The sequence below is a fragment of the Hippea alviniae EP5-r genome (genome assembly GCF_000420385.1).
Lineage (GTDB): Bacteria > Campylobacterota_A > Desulfurellia > Desulfurellales > Hippeaceae > Hippea > Hippea alviniae.
In genome coordinates, this window is record NZ_ATUV01000001.1 from 24,286 (window position 1) to 42,632 (window position 18,347).

At 38.4% G+C, this 18,347-nt stretch carries 18 protein-coding genes; 14 read left to right on the forward strand and 4 right to left on the reverse strand.

The window, feature by feature from the left end; all coding sequences use genetic code 11:
• Positions 1 to 100: 100 nt before the first annotated feature.
• The 6 genes from G415_RS0100155 (at position 101) to speE (ending at position 6,378) form a co-directional block, all read left to right on the forward strand.
• On the forward strand, positions 101 to 2,353 hold the full coding sequence (locus G415_RS0100155) for an NADP-dependent isocitrate dehydrogenase (protein ID WP_022669547.1): 2,253 nt from the start codon (positions 101 to 103) through the stop codon (positions 2,351 to 2,353).
• A 56-nt stretch (positions 2,354 to 2,409) separates the two neighbouring features.
• On the forward strand, positions 2,410 to 2,682 hold the full coding sequence (locus tag G415_RS09250) for a 4Fe-4S binding protein (protein WP_022669548.1): 273 nt from the start codon (positions 2,410 to 2,412) through the stop codon (positions 2,680 to 2,682).
• 11 nt (positions 2,683 to 2,693) lie between these two features.
• Positions 2,694 to 3,890 carry a 2-oxoacid:acceptor oxidoreductase subunit alpha gene (locus G415_RS0100165; RefSeq protein ID WP_022669549.1) on the forward strand — a complete coding sequence of 399 codons (1,197 nt, stop codon included), beginning with the start codon at positions 2,694 to 2,696 and terminating at the stop codon, positions 3,888 to 3,890.
• Positions 3,890 to 4,837, forward strand: a complete 948-nt coding sequence (locus G415_RS0100170; protein WP_022669550.1) for a 2-oxoacid:ferredoxin oxidoreductase subunit beta — start codon at positions 3,890 to 3,892, stop codon at positions 4,835 to 4,837. The genes G415_RS0100165 and G415_RS0100170 overlap by 1 nt, the downstream gene beginning before the upstream one ends.
• A 16-nt stretch (positions 4,838 to 4,853) precedes the next feature.
• The gene (locus tag G415_RS0100175; protein WP_022669551.1) at positions 4,854 to 5,426 is read left to right on the forward strand and encodes a 2-oxoacid:acceptor oxidoreductase family protein; all 573 of its coding nucleotides are present in this window, start codon (positions 4,854 to 4,856) and stop codon (positions 5,424 to 5,426) included.
• A 94-nt stretch (positions 5,427 to 5,520) separates the two neighbouring features.
• Positions 5,521 to 6,378, forward strand: coding sequence for a polyamine aminopropyltransferase (speE, locus tag G415_RS0100180; protein ID WP_022669552.1), 858 nt, complete (start codon positions 5,521 to 5,523; stop codon positions 6,376 to 6,378).
• 63 nt (positions 6,379 to 6,441) lie between these two features.
• Here the strand turns inward: speE and G415_RS0100185 are convergent, their stop codons facing one another.
• Together G415_RS0100185 and G415_RS10530 are read right to left on the reverse strand one after the other, a co-directional pair.
• The gene (locus G415_RS0100185) at positions 6,442 to 7,635 is read right to left on the reverse strand and encodes a hypothetical protein (protein WP_022669553.1); all 1,194 of its coding nucleotides are present in this window, start codon (positions 7,633 to 7,635) and stop codon (positions 6,442 to 6,444) included.
• A 251-nt stretch (positions 7,636 to 7,886) separates the two neighbouring features.
• Positions 7,887 to 8,306: a hypothetical protein gene (locus G415_RS10530; protein ID WP_022669554.1), complete on the reverse strand. Its 420-nt coding sequence runs from the start codon at positions 8,304 to 8,306 to the stop codon at positions 7,887 to 7,889.
• 79 nt (positions 8,307 to 8,385) lie between these two features.
• Here G415_RS10530 and G415_RS11295 point away from each other — a divergent pair, with 79 nt between their 5' ends.
• The 4 genes from G415_RS11295 (at position 8,386) to G415_RS0100210 (ending at position 13,516) form a co-directional block, all read left to right on the forward strand.
• Positions 8,386 to 8,508, forward strand: a complete 123-nt coding sequence (locus G415_RS11295; RefSeq protein ID WP_022669555.1) for a hypothetical protein — start codon at positions 8,386 to 8,388, stop codon at positions 8,506 to 8,508.
• 103 nt (positions 8,509 to 8,611) lie between these two features.
• On the forward strand, positions 8,612 to 9,979 hold the full coding sequence (locus G415_RS0100200) for a pyridoxal phosphate-dependent aminotransferase (protein ID WP_022669556.1): 1,368 nt from the start codon (positions 8,612 to 8,614) through the stop codon (positions 9,977 to 9,979).
• Between the two features lie 149 nt (positions 9,980 to 10,128).
• Entirely contained in the window at positions 10,129 to 11,805 is a 1,677-nt protein-coding gene (locus G415_RS0100205; protein WP_022669557.1) for an acetate--CoA ligase, read from the forward strand.
• A 16-nt stretch (positions 11,806 to 11,821) separates the two neighbouring features.
• Positions 11,822 to 13,516, forward strand: coding sequence for an AMP-binding protein (locus G415_RS0100210; RefSeq protein WP_155825452.1), 1,695 nt, complete (start codon positions 11,822 to 11,824; stop codon positions 13,514 to 13,516).
• Positions 13,517 to 13,834: 318 nt separating this feature from the next.
• On the opposite strand, the gene G415_RS0100215 is transcribed toward G415_RS0100210, so the two are convergent.
• Together G415_RS0100215 and G415_RS0100220 are read right to left on the reverse strand one after the other, a co-directional pair.
• A complete protein-coding gene (locus G415_RS0100215; RefSeq protein WP_022669559.1) occupies positions 13,835 to 14,101 on the reverse strand; it encodes a type II toxin-antitoxin system RelE family toxin in 267 nt (88 codons plus the stop codon).
• Positions 14,094 to 14,291, reverse strand: a complete 198-nt coding sequence (locus G415_RS0100220) for a hypothetical protein (RefSeq protein WP_022669560.1) — start codon at positions 14,289 to 14,291, stop codon at positions 14,094 to 14,096. The genes G415_RS0100215 and G415_RS0100220 overlap by 8 nt, the downstream gene beginning before the upstream one ends.
• 123 nt (positions 14,292 to 14,414) lie before the next feature.
• Here G415_RS0100220 and G415_RS0100225 point away from each other — a divergent pair, with 123 nt between their 5' ends.
• The 4 genes from G415_RS0100225 to mraY are packed head-to-tail and all read left to right on the forward strand — an operon-like array spanning position 14,415 to position 18,343.
• Positions 14,415 to 14,609: a hypothetical protein gene (locus G415_RS0100225; protein ID WP_022669561.1), complete on the forward strand. Its 195-nt coding sequence runs from the start codon at positions 14,415 to 14,417 to the stop codon at positions 14,607 to 14,609.
• Positions 14,596 to 15,975: a UDP-N-acetylmuramoyl-L-alanyl-D-glutamate--2,6-diaminopimelate ligase gene (locus G415_RS0100230; RefSeq protein WP_022669562.1), complete on the forward strand. Its 1,380-nt coding sequence runs from the start codon at positions 14,596 to 14,598 to the stop codon at positions 15,973 to 15,975. Before G415_RS0100225 ends, G415_RS0100230 begins: the two co-directional genes overlap by 14 nt.
• A complete protein-coding gene (locus tag G415_RS0100235) occupies positions 15,960 to 17,252 on the forward strand; it encodes a UDP-N-acetylmuramoyl-tripeptide--D-alanyl-D-alanine ligase (RefSeq protein ID WP_022669563.1) in 1,293 nt (430 codons plus the stop codon). The genes G415_RS0100230 and G415_RS0100235 overlap by 16 nt, the downstream gene beginning before the upstream one ends.
• Entirely contained in the window at positions 17,252 to 18,343 is a 1,092-nt protein-coding gene (gene mraY / locus G415_RS0100240; protein WP_022669564.1) for a phospho-N-acetylmuramoyl-pentapeptide-transferase, read from the forward strand. Before G415_RS0100235 ends, mraY begins: the two co-directional genes overlap by 1 nt.
• Positions 18,344 to 18,347: the final 4 nt, after the last annotated feature.

Genomic DNA, 18,347 nt, shown 5'->3' on the forward strand with positions numbered 1-18,347 from the left:
AGTATATCAAGGCAGGAGAATTTGAAAAAAGGGTGTTTTTACTAAGGAAAACTTAAATTGGAGTTAAAAAATAAAAAAGTTTATAGAAAGGAGAAGGGCTATGGCTGAAAGACCAAAGATGATTTGGACAAAGACGGATGAGGCGCCTTATTTGGCAAGTTTCTCATTGTATCCAATTGTAAAGGCGTTTGTTAAACATGCGGGTGTGGACATAGAGATAAGAGACATCTCTTTAGCTGGAAGAATTCTTGCAACATTCCCAGATTATTTGAAAGAAGACCAAAAAGTTAACGATGATTTGGCTTATCTTGGTGAACTTGTTAACAAACCAGAAGCAAATGTTATAAAATTGCCAAACATTTCTGCAAGTGTTGTTCAGTTAAAAGAAGCGATAAAAGAGCTTCAGAGCAAAGGTTATAATGTTCCGGATTACCCAGAAGAGCCAAAAACAGAAGAAGAGAAAAAGATTCAGGAGAGATACGCAAAGGTTTTAGGAAGTGCGGTTAACCCAGTTTTAAGGCAGGGTAATTCAGATAGAAGATTGCCTAATGCAGTTAAAGAGTTTGCTAAGAAATATCCGGACAAGATGGGCTTACCTTTGAAACCTTGGCCAGAAGATTCAAAAAGTCATGTAGCACACATGGAAAGTGGCGATTTCTATGAAAATGAAAAATCTGTCACACTGGACAAGGAGACGGATGTTGAGATTCAGTTTATAGATGAGAATGGCAATAAACAGGTTATAAAGAAACTGCATCTACTCAAAGGTGAAGTGCTCGATGGCACATTCATGAGTGCAAAGGCTTTGAGAAAATTCTATGAAGAACAGGTAAAAGACGCAAAAGAAAAGGGCGTTCTTTTAAGCCTTCACCTTAAAGCTACGATGATGAAAGTGTCCGACCCAATCTTGTTTGGACACATGGTTGAGATATATTTCAAAGATGTATTTGAAAAACATAAAGAGACCTTTGAGAAACTCGGCGTTAATCCGAATAACGGACTTGTTGACCTTTATAAGAAGATTGAGCAGCTTGACGAAGCAAAGAGAAAAGAAATTGAAGAAGATATACAAAAGGTTTATGAGAAGAATCCAGACCTTGCAATGGTTGACTCTCGCAAAGGCATCACAAACCTTCATGCTCCAAACTTGATAATTATCGATGCTTCTATGCCGCCGATGATAAGAGATGGCGGTAAAATGTGGAACAAGAACGACGAGCTTCAGGATACAAAGGCGATTATTCCAGATAGAAGCTACGCAAGGATGTATAAAGAGATTGTTGAAGACTGCAAGAGAAATGGCCAGTTTGATAGAACGACAATGGGCGATGTCTCCAATGTTGGCTTGATGGCAATGAAGGCTGAGGAATATGGTTCTCACGACAAGACATTTGAGGCACCAGCAAACGGAACTGTAAGAATTGTTGATGCAGATGGCAATGTTCTGATTGAGCATAAGGTTGAGAAGGGTGATATCTGGAGAGCCTGCCAGGTTAAAGATGAAGCTATAAAAGACTGGGTTGGCCTTGCAGTAAGAAGGGCTAAGGCAACGGGTGACCCTGCAGTATTCTGGCTTGATGAGAACAGGGCTCATGATGCTCAACTGATTAAGAAGGTAAAAGAATATCTGCCAGAGATGCTCAAAAAATACAATGCTGAAGATATAGCTGACAACATCAAGATAATGCCACCAGTTGAGGCTATGAGATACTCGCTTGAGAGAATCAGAAAAGGTGAGAATACAATTTCAGTAACTGGCAATGTTCTCAGAGATTATCTGACAGACTTATTCCCAATCCTTGAAGTTGGAACATCCGCAAAAATGCTTTCGATTGTTCCGCTGCTTGCTGGTGGTGGTCTTTTTGAGACAGGCGCTGGTGGTTCTGCTCCAAAACATGCTCAGCAGCTCATTGAAGAAGGCCATTTGAGATGGGATTCTTTGGGTGAGTTTGGTGCTATTTTCGCATCACTTGAGCATATAGCTGAGAAATACGACAACAAAAAAGCAAGGATAATGGCCGATGCTGCTGATAAAGCTATGACTAAGGTTTTGGAGAATCAGAAATGGCCTGGAAGAAAGGTTCATCAGCTTGACTCAAGAGGAGAACACTTCTACTTTGCAATGTATTGGGCTGAAAGTTTAGCTGAGCAGAATGAAGATGAAGAACTTAAGAAGATTTTTGAACCTATAGCAAAAGAGCTTAAAGAGAACGAAGAAAAAATAATTGATGATTTTGATAAAGCTCAGGGTGCTCCGTGTGATATAGATGGTTATTACTGGCCAGATGAGTCTAAGATTGAAAAAATAATGAGATGCAGCGAAACATTCAACTCCATAATAGACAAACTTTAAAAACAGTGTGGGGGGGCTTTAGCCCCCTTAAATTTTTAAAAAAAGGAGAGGTGAGAATGGCTGAAAAACGATTGCCAGTTGAGATTGATGAGAAGCTGTGCAAAGGTTGCGGCTTGTGTGTAAATGTTTGCCCAAAGAATGTGCTTGAGATGGTCGAAGATTTGCATGTTTGGATGGGTACTATTGCAAAGGTTGTAAGGCCTGAAGACTGCATAAGGTGCAAGATGTGCGAAGATATCTGTCCTGATTTTGCTATCAAGGTTGCAGACATTGGTGTTGAGCTTACATTTGAAGATAGCAAAGGAAATTTGATTACAAAGAGTAAATAGGGGAGGAATCAATGGGAAGAATTGAATTTATGGATGCAAACGCAGCTATAGCAGAAGCGGCTGTGGTTGCAGGATTGGGCTTCTATGCCGGTTATCCAATAACACCTTCAAGCGAAGTTCCTGAAAGGCTTTCAAAAATTGCACCAGAGAAGGGCATTCCTTTCATCATGATGGAAGACGAGATTGCAAGTATCAATGCTTGCGTTGGTGCTGCTGCAAGCGGCGTTAAAGCCATGACATGTACAAGCGGCCCTGGTCTTTCGTTGAAGCAGGAAGCATTTGGTATGGCTTGTATGTTTGAAGTTCCGCTTGTAGTTGTCGATGTTATGAGAGGTGGTCCATCTACGGGTTTGCCAACAAGGCCATCTCAGGGCGATATAATGCAGGCAAGATGGGGAACACACGGCGACCATCCAGTTATAGCCGTTGCTCCATGCAATGCTCAGGAAGCTGTTTTTGAGACTATTAGAGCATTTAATATGGCTGAAAAGTTTAGGCAGCCTGTTTATATCTTAACAGACGGTTCTCTGTCTCACTTGCATACAAAGGTTTATATACCAGACCCAGAAGAAGTTGAAGTAATAGACAGGCAGCCACCAGAAGTTGAGCCTGATGAGTATTATCCTTATGATTACAACTATGAAATTCCACCTTTGGCTCCTTGGTGGACAAAGGATGGAAAGAGCTATAGATATCATCTTTCAAGTCTTGTTCATGATAAAACTGGATTCCCAACGGTTGTTCCTAAGTATGTTCAGTGGCTTGAGACAAGAATGATGAACAAGATTATGAATCATCTTGATGAGATTCTCAAATATGAGTATTACAAGATGGACGATGCTGAAACATGTGTTATAGCTTTTGGTTCAACAGCTGAAGCCGTTAGGGTTGCAATTGACGAAGCAAGAGAGCAGGGAATCAAGGTTGGAATGTTCAGACCTTTGACAATATGGCCATCTCCTGAAGCTCAGATTAAAGATATAGCATCAAAGGTTAAAAATATTATTGTTGCTGAGATGAATTTGGGCCAGTATGTTCTTGAAGTTCAAAGAATAGTTGCAGGACAGACTCCCGTTTACAACATAGCTCAGATGACAGGAACATTAATCAGACCTTCTCAGATACTTGAGAAGATTAAGGATCCTTCCAAGAAGGTTGAGCTCATTATGAGCGAAGAGGAGATAAAGAGGTTTGGAGGAGGCGAATAATGGCTGTAGATTACATGAAATATTTAAGAACGGAAAAGTTGCCACTTTACTGGTGTCCAGGTTGTGGTGACGGTATAGTTTTAAAATGCTATATCGAAGCTATCGATGAGCTTGGCTGGAGCAAAGACGACTGTGCTATGGTTTCTGGTATTGGATGTGCTGCAAGGGTTACGGGTTATGTTGACTTCCACACATTGCATACAATTCACGGAAGGGCTATAGCTGTTGCCGTCGGCGTTAAAATGGCAAACCCTGATAAACATGTATTTGTTTTTGGTGGCGATGGTGATATAGTTCATATCGGTGGAAACCACCTGCTCCATGCTGCAAGAAGAAACATTGATATAACGGTTGTTTTGATTAATAACTGGATTTACGGAATGACAGGTGGTCAGCACTCCTGCACCACACCACCGGGAGCAAAAGCATCAACAGCACCAAGAGGTTCATACGAACCAACAATTGATGTGTGCAAAATGGCTATAGGTGCTGGTGCTGGTTATGTAGCAAGAGGATTTGCAGGCGACCCAAAGAGGTTGACAAAATTGATAAAAGAAGGTCTTGACTACAAAGGTTTCAGCTTGATAGAAGTCTTCAGTCCATGTCCAATTAACTTTGGAAGAAGAAATAAGCTTGGCGACCCTGCAAAATTGATGGATTACATGAAGAGCTTTTTGGTAAGCTCAGCTAAGGCTAAGAAGATGAGCGAAGAAGAGTTGAAGGGTAAATTCGTCACCGGCGTATTACATAAAGACGAAAGCAAGCCAGAACTTACAGCGTCTTACAAGCAGCTTGTTGAGAAGGCTCAAGCTTCTGATGAGTTCTGGGCTAAGTATGCAACTGGTAGGCTTACGGATGCTGATAGATACAAGATTTCAAGGGAAGAGCTTAAAGGTCTTTATCCGTATGATGTAGAAACACCACTAAAAGAATGGAAAAAACTATAATTAAGGGGTAAGAGAAATGGCGTTTCATTATGAATTAAGATTTGGAGGAGTTGGAGGACAGGGTTCCTTAACAGCGGGAACTATTATAGCCCATGCTGCTGTTTTCCATACAGATTACTATGCAACTCAGGTTCCAACTTACACATCCCAGGTTAGAGGTGGTGCAGCAAAGGCAGACATTATTATTTCTGATGAACCAATTGTGTTCCCTGAGTCAACAAATGTTGACTTCTTCTTGTCAACTCATCAGAAGGCATACGATGCTTATAAAGGCGATTTAAAAGAAGGTGCTTATGTTTTGGTTGACTCTGGACTTGTAACTGTTCCAGATGAAGATGCAAAAAAATACAAGGTTTACGAGTATCCACTTGTTCATACGGCAAAATACGAAATCGGCAATGTTGTCACGATGAACATTCTTGCCGTTGGAATATGTATAGGATTGACAGAAGTTTTACCTGTTGATGTTGTTAGAGAGACGGTAAAAGAAGAAGTTCCACCTGCCTTTATCGACATGAATATGAAGGCATTTGACATGGGTCTTGAAGTAGGAAGGAAGTTTAAACAGGAAGGGCCAACAAAGAAGTAGTTTTAATTTATCTTTAAGGATTGAAAGGGTTGCGGTCTTTGGGCTGCAACCCTTATTTTTTTGTCTGAATATCACCAAAAAGAAGGAGGAGAAAATGGCTTTTTTCCCTGAATTTTGGTTTACAGAGAAGTATTCTGGCACGTGTGGCTTCACATTTAAGGTGAAACAGGTTTTATATACGGATAAGAGCGAGCTTCAAAGGATTGACATTTTAGAGACATTCGATTTTGGCAGGGTTATGCTGCTTGATGGTTTGATAATGTTTACAGAGAGAGATGAGTTTGTCTATCATGAGATGATATCACATTTGCCTTTATTTGCAGCTGAAGAGCCTAAGGATGTACTGATTATTGGCGGTGGTGATGGTGGAACGGCAAGAGAAGTGTTAAAACATGAGTATTTAAACTCTATAACACAGGTTGAGATAGACAAACTTGTTGTTGAAACATCAAAGAAATATACACCATTTGTTGGAGAGAGTTTAGCCAATCCTAAATTGAATCTTATTATTGGAGATGGTATAGAGTTTGTAAAGGATAAAAAATCTCTTTATGATATCGTAATTGTTGATTCAACAGACCCGTTTGGTGCTGCTGAAGGTTTGTTTAATGTGGAGTTTTACTCAAATGTTAGAGAGATTTTGAAAGATAATGGTATAGTTGTTGCACAAGCCGAAAATTACTATTACGATAAGCGATGGATGATGCGTTCTGTAAACAATATGAGAAAGGCTTTTGGTGAAGATAAGGTTACCATATATCAAGCTTCTATTCCCACATACCCGTCTGGCACATGGGCATTCTCTATTGCATGGAAGGGTGATACTCATCCAAAAGATAGTTTTGATAAGGAGAGATTCGAGAAACTAAACCTTAAGCTGAAATATTACAATCCAGAGATTCATAAGGCTGCGTTTGTTTTGCCGAATTATGCAAGGGAAATTTTAGGCTAAAAAATAAGTAAAAAAACGGGGCTTTAAGCCCCGTTTTTAGTCTAGTTTCAGGTTTAAATATAATTAAAATGTGTAAGTATAGGATGTAAAGAATGTATTTCCAGTCGCTTTATAACCATCATCCCATTTTGTTCTCATGTGATCCCATTCAATTCCAAGTGTAGTGTATTTTGTTGTTTTTACGGCCGTGTTGATGAAGAACGTTTTATTATTAAACGCTTCGTGTTTTACCTTAAAATAGTCATATCCTGCAGCTAAAGATACACAAGGCATTGGAGCAATTTTTGCTTCCAAATTCCATGCGTACCATTTCAAAGCCTTTAGATGACCATTGTCGTCCTCATAGTAAGATAATGGAGTGCTAGTATTTACATCTTTATCACTTACACCTTTCAGCTTTAACCCTGCTAAAGAAGCCATTCCTTTAGCATAGATATATTCGCTTTGAAGAGTAACCATAGATACTGGAAGAACAAAGCCAACTCCAAATGCACTGGAGGTTTTTGAGTGTTCAGTTTCTCCTTTATCAATTGTTATTTTTGCTCCCTCAATCAGGGCATTACCATATACTCTTGCGGGCGCACCAAATCCTGTATTAAAGTTAACACCTACATTCAATCCTACCGTTGGAAAAGCCCTTCTGTTCAGTGCATTACCTATATAGTCCTCATTCAGAAACGCTAGTTTGAAATCCAGACTTGCACTATCTGCTATGTCAAAAGTTCCACCTGCTGCAATTTGTGGAGATCTAGAGGGAGGATTAAATCCTGCCGTTGCGTTTGGCAACATATCAAATGTGTGTTCTTCAAAAGTATTATTTGTCTGACCTACCAATATATACAACCCATTGTCAAAGTGATGCTCTACATAAGCGTGTCTTAAATAGTTGGAACTTCCTATTCCAATTTCAATTTTTCCTGTTAAATTTGCGTCTTTGTTAGAGAAATTAACACCCAAGATTGTACCCGCATCATTCATTTCAAATCCGTTCCAATTCCACTTATCCCATGCTTTATCCGATGCAGTTGTTTTTAGATCCAAATCCTTTTTAGCTTTGCCGATATCGAAAGCTATGTTGGAATTTAGGCCGTTTGTTTTTTTGCTCCATGCAGATGTAAATTTAACTCCGCCGTACAACTGAACCTGAGTATCACCACCTACTGTAACTGTTCCAGCCTGTGCCATAGATGGAGCAACTGTAGCCATACCACCTACCAATGCTGCTGCTGCTACCAATGAAATCAACCTTTTCTTCATGTTTAAAACCTCCTACACAAAGTTTTTAAAATTTCGTGCGTTTGCATCGCAGTCTCAATAATAAACCTTTCTTTCCTTTTGTCAAGCATTTTTTAAACTTTTTCTCTCCCACCCCCTTGTTTTTAGAAATTCACTTTTAATTTTACATAAAAAATGCTTAATGTCAACAGTTTTTTTAATGGATATTTAATTTCTTGCCATCTTTTGATGAGATATTTTGGGTGTGGCAAGAGTGTGTGCTTATATTTATTTTAAAAAACTCCCAAAATCTTCAAAAATGCTCCAAGCGCTCCAAGTATAGAGATACCAATAGAAATAGAGAACATTTTCATTGTAAAATTTCTCAATTCGTTGTCTCTGTTTTCAAGCCTGTCTGATAGTTTTTCTATTGATGCTATGATTTGCTCAAACCTTTTATCCACTTGCTCAAACCTTTTATCCACTTGCTCAAACCTTTTATCCACCTGCTGAAAGCGGTAGTTCATGTCATCTTTTAAGTCTTTTAGTCCTATTTTTAAATCTTCTTGGTTTTTCTTTAGCTCATCAATCTGAACCTGAAGCAAATCAAATCTTGCATCAAAATACCTTGTATTTGGGAATATGCCTGCTATAAGCGTTTGAAACTCTTGTGGAAAAGTCTCTTTTTCCTGTTTTTCTATCTTTTCAGACATTTTGTTTTCTCCTTTGTTCTTTTACATTATAGTATAGAAAAAATAATGAAAAATTCAATATTTCTCTGTGGAAGCTTTAATGTTTATTGTTTACCATCTCTTCCATCGCCTTCAAATAAATTCTACTGTTTGGTATTATTATAATGTTAGTCTGTGGGTTGAAGAAGAGAAGGCAGTAATAAAGCTGATTTGGATTGAGTGAGTTTGAAAAGTTACACCGTTTCTAAAAAAATCCTTGACAGTCCAACATTAAAATATAGAATGCTTCCACTTATATATATGCAATGATGGGGGAGGAAAAAGAGATGGTTTTCGGTAAAACAGATAAGAAATTTTCTAACTTTTTTAATCAGATAAAACCTTCAGGATTAAGACTTGCCCAAACTATATTTGAAAAAAGGGTTAAAGAAGACCTAAAGAAGGGCATTGCACCCATTGAAGCTATAAATGTGGCGATAGGTAGTGTTTCATTGAAAACTCATCCAAAGCTTTTAGAGAGGTATCTCAACCCTACAGATGAGACCCTTATAAATGGAGTATGGCGATATGGTGAAACGCCAGGGACAGAGAAAGCCAATCAGGTTTTTATCAATATTATAAAGGCTTTTTTGCCTGAAGATTCCAACTTGGAACTCTATTCGATTATTCAGGATGGTGGCTCTGGTGCTATGAGGACAGCTGTTTTGGGTTTATGTGGTGATGCTGGGAGTGAGGATAGACCGCTTCTTGTTATGAATCCAACATACACTAATTATAAAGCTGTTGCAGATGAACTTGGAAGGAAAATAGTTGCTGTTGAACGTGCATTAGATAGGAGCGGAAATTTTAATGATGTTGCCGTTGAAGAGATTGAAAAAGCCGTTAGAAAATATAGGCCTGGGGCTCTGCTTATTATACCGTATGATAATCCGTCTGGTAAATTGATGCGTCAGAAGACGATAAACGAGTATGCAAGAATTTGTCTTGAAAACGATATGTTTATAATAAGCGACGAGGCTTATCGTGGGCTTTACTATGTTGATTGTGAGCCACCGAGCATCTGGAGAGTTACGGATAAGGATGTGCCGGGTATTGAAGATGCAAAGATTAGGATAAGTATAGAGAGTTTATCTAAGACATTTAATGCTTGCGGTTTAAGAATGGGTGCACTTGTTACGGATAATGAAGATTTTATAGAGAGAGCATCGGCTGCAAATACTACCTATCTCTGTCCTTCAATAATAGACCAGCATATCGTTGAGGTCCTTTACGATGAAAAAAAGGAAGATATATTGAAATGGATATCTAATTTGCGGGATTATTATAAAGATTTACTTGAGTATATGTATGAAGGATTAAATAAGGAGGTTCCTGGAGCTATAGTTTCAAAACCTGAGGCATCTATTTATATGGTTGTTGATTTACGCGATATAGTCGATGATGATTTTGATGCTGAAGAGTTTGTTATGTATTGTGCGACAGAAGGAGAAGTGAGGTTAAATGGAAAGAGATACACATTACTTGTGAGCCCAATGTGGGGATTTTATAATGTTATAGAAGGTAGAAACCCTGGAAGGACACAGGTAAGAATCGCCTGTGTTGAACCCGAAGAGAAGATGAGACTTGTGCCGAGACTGTTCGGTGAGCTTCTGTATCAGTATTTGGATTCAAGAAAAGATTTGGCAGCCTGCTAAGGTTGCTTTTTTATTTTTATAAAAATAGTTGAGTTATATAATTAGAACAATAGGTGAGAAAAATCTCTCTCCATTTGTAATATCTATTGACTTTTTTCCAATAAATCTGTTAGAATGGGCAAAAAATTTTTGACGGAGGTTTTCTAAAAATGAAACACAACATGGTTAATTACGAAGAGGAAGTTAGAAATTTTAAACTGGAAGTTCCAGAGTATTACAACTTTGCCTTTGATGTGGTTGACAAATGGGCGGAAGATAGGACGAAGTTGGCTTTGGTCTGGGCTGATACGACTGGTAAAACGATAAAAAAATATACATTTTGGGACATCTCTATGATGTCAAATAAATTTGCCAATGTGCTTTTGAGTTTAGGCATTAAGAAGGGTGACCATGTGTTTATAATGGTGCCAAGGATTGTTGAGTGGTATGCTGTGATGCTTGGTTTGAATAAAGTTGGTGCTGTTGCTATGCCTGCACCAAATATTTTAATGCCTGATGATATAAGGTATCGCATAAGACAGGGTGAAGCTGTTATGGCTATAGCTTCTGCGTCCAATGCGTCTAAGGTTGAGCAGGCATGCTCAAACGGTGATTGTCCTTCTTTAAAGGTGAAAATGATAATAGATGGTGATTTAGAAGGCTGGGTTTCATTTGAAAATCAGATGGATAAAGCAACGGATAAACTTTCTAAGGATGATGTTGAGCCGACGAAGGCAACAGACCCGCTACTCATATATTTCACAAGTGGGACTACGAAATATCCGAAAATGGTTATGCATGAGCAGTCTTATGCTTTGGCGCATATAGTAACTGCTAAATATTGGCACGACTTACAACCAACAGATTTACATTGGACGATTTCGGATACAGGCTGGGGCAAGGCTGTCTGGGGTAAACTTTACGGTCAGTGGCAAATTGGCGCTGCTGTGTTTATGCATAATGCGGGTGCTCATTTTGACCCGAAGATAACATTAAGGTTGCTTACAACTCAAGGTATAACATCTTTCTGTGCTCCACCCACTGTTTACAGAATGTTGATTCAGGAAGATTTAAGTAAATATGATTTTTCGTCTTTGAGACACTGCACTTCTGCTGGTGAGCCAATAAATCCAGAAGTTATAAAGGCATGGAAAAACGCAACAGGAACACTGATATATGATGGGTATGGTCAGACAGAAAGTGTTTTGCTTGTTGCTAACTATCCATGTATGCCGATTAAGTATGGCTCAATGGGCAAGCCCGTACCTGGGTTCGATGTTAAAATTGTTGACGATGATGGAAATGAGATGCCTGTTGGAGAGCCAGGACATATAGCTGTTAGAATAAAGCCTGAGCATCCGATAGGTTTAACTAAGGGTTATTATAAAGATGAAGCTGCAACAGCCGAAGCATTTAGGGGTGATTTCTATTTTACTGGCGATAGGGCTTATCAGGATGTTGACGGTTATTTCTGGTTCTATGGAAGAGCAGACGATGTAATTAAGTCGTCTGGATACAGGATTGGCCCATTTGAAGTTGAAAGTGCTCTTCAAGAACATCCGGCTGTTGTTGAGAGTGCTGTTGTTGGAAGTCCAGACCCAATAAGAGGAACAATTGTCAAAGCGTTTATTATACTTGCTGATGGTTATGAGCCAGGTGAAGAGTTAATAAGAGATATTCAGGATTTTGTAAAGAAGAAGACAGCACCCTATAAGTATCCACGGGAGATAGAGTTTGTAAAAGAGTTGCCAAAAACAATAAGTGGCAAGATAAAGAGAGCCGTTTTAAGGAGAATGGAGATAGAAAGAAAGCTGGGCAAAAAGGGCTCAAACGGTTCTATAGTATAAGGGGGAGATTATGTCCATGTTAAGCTATGCGTTTGAAGGTTCAACGACGCCATTTATAGCAAAAACTATTGGAGATGTTTTAGACGAAGCTGCGGAGAAATATTCAAATAATGACTGTTTAATAAGTTTGCATCAAAATATAAAAATGAATTATAGAGAGTTTAAAGAAGAAGTGGATAGGCTTGCCAAGGGACTTTTGGCACTTGGCATAAAAAAGGGTGATAAGGTTGCCATCTGGTCAACGAATAATGTTGAATGGGTTTTGACGCAATTTGCAACGGCAAAAATAGGTGCTGTGCTTGTTACTGTAAACCCTGCATATAGAACTAATGAGCTTGAGTATGCCTTGAAGCAATCAGAAGTTAATACGCTTATTTTGATAGAGAATTTTAAAACTTCGGATTATATAGATATGTTCTATAAAGTTGCACCGTTTGCCCGTGGTGCTATACCTGGACAGATTCACTCAAACAAACTGCCGCACTTAAGGAATGTTATTTGTATAAGCGATACAAAGCATACGGGCATGTTTAAATGGAAAGATGTGCTTGATATGGCAAGCAGAGTTGATGATAGTGAACTTAGGGATAGACAAAAGAGCCTTGATTTTGACGATGCAATAAACATTCAATACACATCGGGAACAACGGGATTCCCTAAGGCTGCAACATTGAGTCATTTTAACATTCTCAACAACGGGTTCTTTGTAGGCGAAATGATGAAGTTTACCGATAAGGATAGACTCTGCATACCTGTGCCGTTTTATCACTGTTTCGGCATGGTTATGAGTAATTTGACATGTGTAACGCATGGTGCAACGATGGTTTTACCTAGTGAATATTTCAATCCTTTGGCTGTTTTGAAGGCTGTTGAGCAGGAGAAGTGCACTGCTTTGCATGGTGTTCCTACTATGTTTATAGCTGAGCTTGAGCATCCGGACTTTAAAAAGTTTGATTTATCAACATTAAGAACAGGTATAATGGCTGGTTCTCCGTGTCCGGTTGAAGTAATGAAGCGGGTTAATACAGAAATGCACATGAGTCAGGTTGAGATAGCTTATGGTCAGACAGAGGCAAGCCCAGTTATAACACAAACTCCTGCAGATGATACGCTTGAGCATAGGACCGAGACAGTAGGACGACCACTACCTTATGTGGAAGTAAAGATAATCGACCCTGAGACGGGTAAGATTCTGCCTGTTGGCGAACAAGGTGAGCTATGCGCTCGTGGATATAATGTTATGAAATATTACTACAACAACCCAAAGGCAACGGCAGAAGCAATAGATGAAGATGGATGGCTACATACAGGTGACCTTGCAACAATGACGGAAGATGGATATTTCAAGATAACGGGCAGAATTAAGGATATGATAATCAGAGGCGGTCAAAATATTTACCCAAGAGAGATAGAAGAGTTCTTATACACGCACCCGAAGGTTGCAGATGTGCAGGTTATCGGTGTGCCTGACAGAAAATACGGCGAAGAAGTTTGTGCATGGATTAGGCTTAAAGAAGGTGAGACGGCAACAGAAGAAGAGATTAAAGAGTATTGCCAGGGCAGGATAGCTCATTACAAGATTCCAAAATATATCAAGTTCACCGACTCATTTCCAATGACGGTTACGGGCAAGATAAGAAAGGTTGAGATGCGAGAGATTTCCATAAAAGAACTTGGCCTTGAAGATGTTGCCAAAATAGAGACTGCTTAAAGGGTATCAAGGGGGTGTGAGGCAGGCCGGCTTTTTTAAGCCGGCTTTTTTGTTTGTAATAGCTTGTAAAAAGGTATAAATTTTACTTCTGTTTTGTCTATGTTGATAGTCTCTTTAGTTTTAGTCGGACTTTTTTAAAGTCAACTTTTAAAATAATCGGGTTGAATTGAATCTATATTTTGTAAAAGTAAAGATAGTTGCAGCTTTTAGCTATCCTGCTTTTGATTTATAATATCGAGAAGTTGTTTTACTATTTTGGGATGTAGAGTTTTTCCTGTGTGATAAGGTAGAAAAATATCTTAAGAGTCAGCTTTGGGATTAGAGCTTTTTATAAACTTCCTTTCTATGTCTTATTCTTATGATTTGAATAGTTAGAGTGTTCTGCTCAACACTGTAGATTATCCTATAGTCTCCTTCTCTTGCACGATAAAGGTTGTGGGTATTTTTTAATCTTTTGCAGCCTGGAAAGAATGGATCTTCTTTTAATTTTTCAACCTTAAGCAGAATCTTTTTTATGCTCTCTTTAGGTAACTTTTTGAGTTCTTTAACTGCTGATTTTTTCCAGTAGATTTTGTATTTAGACAACTCCTTCTTCCTTTAGTGTTCTTAAAAGTTCATCGTGTGATATTGTGGGTTCATCTCTTCTTTCTAAAGCTATCCTTAAATCTTCAAGATCTTCTATGAGTTCAGAAAATTCTTCAAGTGGCAGAATGACAAACTTCTCACCTTTTTCGTTTGTTATATATTCTGCTTTTAGGTTTTTAATGTTAATCATCTTTCTCTCCTTCTTTGATTTTCTTAAATTATAACGATTTTCTTGCTGTTTGCAAAGGTTAGATTCATTTGTGTTGCCTTTAAAAAATTGGTTTGATAGACTTTTAAAGATAGGAGGTGAGCTATGTCCATTCAATTTGTATTTGATAATAACGGTAATAAACTGGCTGTTATTTTGCCTATAGAAGAGTATGAGAGAATGTGTGAAGATTTAGAAGAGCTTGAGTCTATTAGGGCTTATGATTTAGCAAAAAACTCGAGCGATGAAGAGATACCATTTGAGAAGGCTATAGAGGGTATAGAGCATGGACTGTCTTGAAAAAGTAAAACAGTTTAATCCCGTTGATATGGTCTATGATTCAAGAGAAGTAGGAGAAGGTTATCTGTTTTTTGCCCTTAAGGGTTTTAATGTTGATGCAAATAGGTTTGTTCCTGATTTGCTTAAGCGTTTCAAGAAGATTCTTGTTATTAGTGAGAAAGAATTTGATGATGAGCGCTGTGTAAGGGTTGATGATATAAAGGGATGCATGGGTATTGTTGCTGATTGGTTTTTTAATCATCCTTCAAAAAAGCTCAAAGTTGTTGGTATAACAGGAACGAATGGCAAAACAACAACAACCTATCTGCTTAAAAGTATCTTTGAAGACGGAGAGATAATTGGCACAACGGGTTGGACGATTAAAGATGAGAGATTTAAGCTTAAAAACACAACGCCTGAGTCGATTGATTTGCATAGAATTCTAAACAGGATGGCACTTGCAGGCAGTAAGTACTGTTTTGCTGAAGTTTCATCACATGCTATCAGTCTAAGGAGAATTGAAGGTATTGAGTTTGCCTTGAAGGTGTTTACCAATATCTCTCAAGACCATTTGGATTTTTACGGGACGCTTGAGAATTATGCTCAAGCCAAACTTTCGTTTTTTGAAAGACTTAAGCCGAAGGTTGTAAATATAGACGATGAGTGGGGCAAGAGAATTGTTGATGCTGCAACGATTAGCTATGGATTTTCTGAAATGGCATTTATAAGGCCTGTTGTCTATGAGTATTCGCTTGACGGTATAAGAGCCAAAATAAACGCATTTGGCAGGCTTTTTGATATAAAATCGTCCATGATTGGTGAATATAATCTGTATAATATTATGGCTGCAATAGGCGTTGCATATTTTTTTGGTGTTGATTTTGCAAAAATTGAAGAAGGTGTTGCAAAAAGCAAAGGGGCACCTGGCAGGCTTGAGTTCTATTCAAAAGATGGTGTGTATGCTGTGATTGATTATGCTCATACGGATGATGCGATGAGAAATGTGCTTGAAGCTCTAAACAGGATAAAAAAGGGAAGAATTATAACCGTCTTTGGTGCAGGTGGCGACAGGGACAAAGGTAAAAGGCCCAAGATGGGAGCAGTTGCTGAAAGGTTAAGCGATATAGTTGTCATAACAAGTGATAATCCAAGAAGTGAAGAGCCAGAAGCTATTATAAACGATATTTTAAGCGGTGTGAAAGATAAAGAAAAAGTTGTAGTTGAACCTGATAGATTTGAAGCAATAAAAAAGGCATTAGAGATAGCTCAAAAAGGTGATATTGTCGCTATTTTAGGTAAAGGACACGAAGATTATCAGATATTGAAAGATAGAACAATTCACTTTGACGATGCTGAAGTGGTGAGAGAGCTTTGGGGATTAGCTTAGAAGAGTTATTTGATGTTATAAAGCCCTTAGAAGTTAATTTGCCTTTCGACATAAAGGAGTTAAATGGCTTTTCAATAGATTCAAGAACTATTAAAAAGGGCGAAGTGTTTATAGCGATTAAAGGAGACAGGTTTGATGGAAACGATTTTGGCAAGGATGCCGTGAAAAAAGGAGCGCTTTTTTCTATCGTCGAGAGAGAGATTGATGCACCCTTCGTGAAGGTTAAAGACGGTTTTGAAGCTTTGAAAGAGATTGCAAAACTTAAGCTTGAAAAGTCAAATGCTGAATCTATCGCAGTTGTTGGTTCTGTTGGCAAGACCACAACAAAGGAGCTTTTGACGTCGTTTTTATCCTGTTGTGGGAGTGTTCATAAGACAGTCCAAAATGAGAATAATGTTATAGGTGTTGCAAAAACACTGATTGGTCTCAACAATGAAGATTTCTGTGTTGTTGAAGTGGGTATAAATCAAAAGAATGAGATGGAGCAGATTGCATCGTTTTTTAAACCCGATTATGTGCTGTTTTTGAATGTTTCACGGGTGCATCTTGAGTTTCTGAAAGATTTAGAAAGTGTTTTTAAAGAGAAGAGTAAGATAATAACGGATAAGAGCTTTGTTGTTTATAATGCCGATGATGAGATTTTGAGTAGGCATTTTAAGAATAAGGATTTTTTGAGCTTTGGTTTTAAAAAGGGTAAAGTTAAGGGGAAGGTTGTTGATGGCTCTGTTAAAATCGAAAATCTAAGGTTTAGGTTAAAAGACGAGATTAATCCATATACGCTGCTTTCTGCTTTTGCATGCTTTAGGGCTGTTTGTGAGAGTGAAAGTGAGTGTCTGATTGATAAGCTTGAAAGCTTTGAGTCTGTTGGATACAGAATGAAGTTTGAGAAGTTAAGAGATACGAATTTTATACTTGACTGTTATAATGCCAATATCGATTCTATGAAGTATGCTATTGAAAAGCTTGCAGAAAAGAGTGGAAAAAAGCTTGCTGTTTTGGGTGATATGCTTGAGCTTGGTGAGTATTCAGAAGAGATTCACAGGGAACTTGGAAGGTATGCTTCTAATTTTGAGATAGACCTTTTCTGTGTGGGTAGAGATGCGTTTTATATGTGTGAAGAGTTTGGGAGAAAATGTGAGTTTTTTGAGAATAAGTCTGATGTTGTTGCTAAACTTGAAAATGTGTTTGAAGAGTATGATTGGATTCTGCTTAAAGCATCAAGAGGGTTAAAACTTGAAGAGATATACTTTGAGTTGAAAGAAAGGGTGAAGAAGTAATGTTTTACTATATATTTTATGAGAAGTTGATGCACTTTTTCTCGCCATTCAATGTGTTTCATTACATAACATTCAGGATGATTATGGCTTCTATTACTGCGCTTGGTTTGTCTTTATGGTTTGGCAAAAGGGTTATTCCATGGCTTAAGAAGATGCAGTTGAAAGATCAGTTTAAAGGGTATGAGCCACAATCACATAAGCAAAAAAGTGGAACACCAACGATTGGCGGCATAATTATATGGGGTGGCTTTTTTGTTTCTTCTCTTTTATGGATGAGATTTGATATTCTGCTTGACTGGATAGTTCTGTTTGGTGTTTTTGTTTTTGTCTGTATAGGTTTTTTGGATGATTTTTTGAAGATAAAGCGTGGCAAGAACAATGGGTTAAAGGCAAGAACAAAATTTGCCCTGCAGATAGTTGCAGCAATTGTTGTTGTTTGGCTGATTTACAGGTATGAGCTTAAAAACACGAACTGTGCGACATGTTTCTATATGCCTTTTGTTAAAAGTGGTGTGTTTGATTTGGGTCTGTTGTATCTGCTCGTTGGTGTGTTTGTTATTGTTGGTTCTTCAAATGCCGTTAATCTGACCGATGGACTTGATGGTCTTGCAACAGGTCCTTCACTTACGACGATTATGCCGTTGACGGTTTTTGCTTACATCTCTGGCAATACGATTTTTTCACATTACCTGCATTTGCCTTATATCTTTGGTGTTGGTGAGATAAGTATTCTGCTTAGTGCTTTGGCTGGTGCTCTACTTGGTTTTTTGTGGTATAACTGTTATCCAGCTGAAGTGTTTATGGGTGATACCGGTTCTTTGGCTTTGGGTGCATTTTTGGGGATAGTGGCCATTGCTATCAAGGAAGAGATTGTACTTGCCATTGCCGGTGGGATTTTTGTCGCTGAAACGCTTTCTGTTATTATTCAAGTTGCAAGTTATAAAACAACCGGTGAGAGAGTGTTTAGAATGGCTCCTATTCATCACCATTTTGAGCTTAAAGGTTGGCCGGAGTCTAAGGTTATTGTGAGATTCTGGATTATCTCGCTTGTGCTTGCACTTTTGAGTCTTACTGCCTTGAAGTTAAGGTGAGAAG

What these genes read in the sequence shown, in the direction of transcription:
- G415_RS0100155 (WP_022669547.1), top strand. Translation starts at nt 101, where the DNA reads ATGGCTGAAAGACCAAAGATGATTTGGACAAAGACGGATGAGGCGCCT.
- G415_RS09250 (WP_022669548.1), top strand. Translation starts at nt 2,410, where the DNA reads ATGGCTGAAAAACGATTGCCAGTTGAGATTGATGAGAAGCTGTGCAAA.
- G415_RS0100165 (WP_022669549.1), top strand. Translation starts at nt 2,694, where the DNA reads ATGGGAAGAATTGAATTTATGGATGCAAACGCAGCTATAGCAGAAGCG.
- G415_RS0100170 (WP_022669550.1), top strand. Translation starts at nt 3,890, where the DNA reads ATGGCTGTAGATTACATGAAATATTTAAGAACGGAAAAGTTGCCACTT.
- G415_RS0100175 (WP_022669551.1), top strand. Translation starts at nt 4,854, where the DNA reads ATGGCGTTTCATTATGAATTAAGATTTGGAGGAGTTGGAGGACAGGGT.
- speE (WP_022669552.1), top strand. Translation starts at nt 5,521, where the DNA reads ATGGCTTTTTTCCCTGAATTTTGGTTTACAGAGAAGTATTCTGGCACG.
- G415_RS0100185 (WP_022669553.1), bottom strand. Translation starts at nt 7,635, where the DNA reads ATGAAGAAAAGGTTGATTTCATTGGTAGCAGCAGCAGCATTGGTAGGT.
- G415_RS10530 (WP_022669554.1), bottom strand. Translation starts at nt 8,306, where the DNA reads ATGTCTGAAAAGATAGAAAAACAGGAAAAAGAGACTTTTCCACAAGAG.
- G415_RS11295 (WP_022669555.1), top strand. Translation starts at nt 8,386, where the DNA reads ATGTTTATTGTTTACCATCTCTTCCATCGCCTTCAAATAAATTCTACT.
- G415_RS0100200 (WP_022669556.1), top strand. Translation starts at nt 8,612, where the DNA reads ATGGTTTTCGGTAAAACAGATAAGAAATTTTCTAACTTTTTTAATCAG.
- G415_RS0100205 (WP_022669557.1), top strand. Translation starts at nt 10,129, where the DNA reads ATGAAACACAACATGGTTAATTACGAAGAGGAAGTTAGAAATTTTAAA.
- G415_RS0100210 (WP_155825452.1), top strand. Translation starts at nt 11,822, where the DNA reads ATGTTAAGCTATGCGTTTGAAGGTTCAACGACGCCATTTATAGCAAAA.
- G415_RS0100220 (WP_022669560.1), bottom strand. Translation starts at nt 14,291, where the DNA reads ATGATTAACATTAAAAACCTAAAAGCAGAATATATAACAAACGAAAAA.
- G415_RS0100225 (WP_022669561.1), top strand. Translation starts at nt 14,415, where the DNA reads ATGTCCATTCAATTTGTATTTGATAATAACGGTAATAAACTGGCTGTT.
- G415_RS0100230 (WP_022669562.1), top strand. Translation starts at nt 14,596, where the DNA reads ATGGACTGTCTTGAAAAAGTAAAACAGTTTAATCCCGTTGATATGGTC.
- mraY (WP_022669564.1), top strand. Translation starts at nt 17,252, where the DNA reads ATGTTTTACTATATATTTTATGAGAAGTTGATGCACTTTTTCTCGCCA.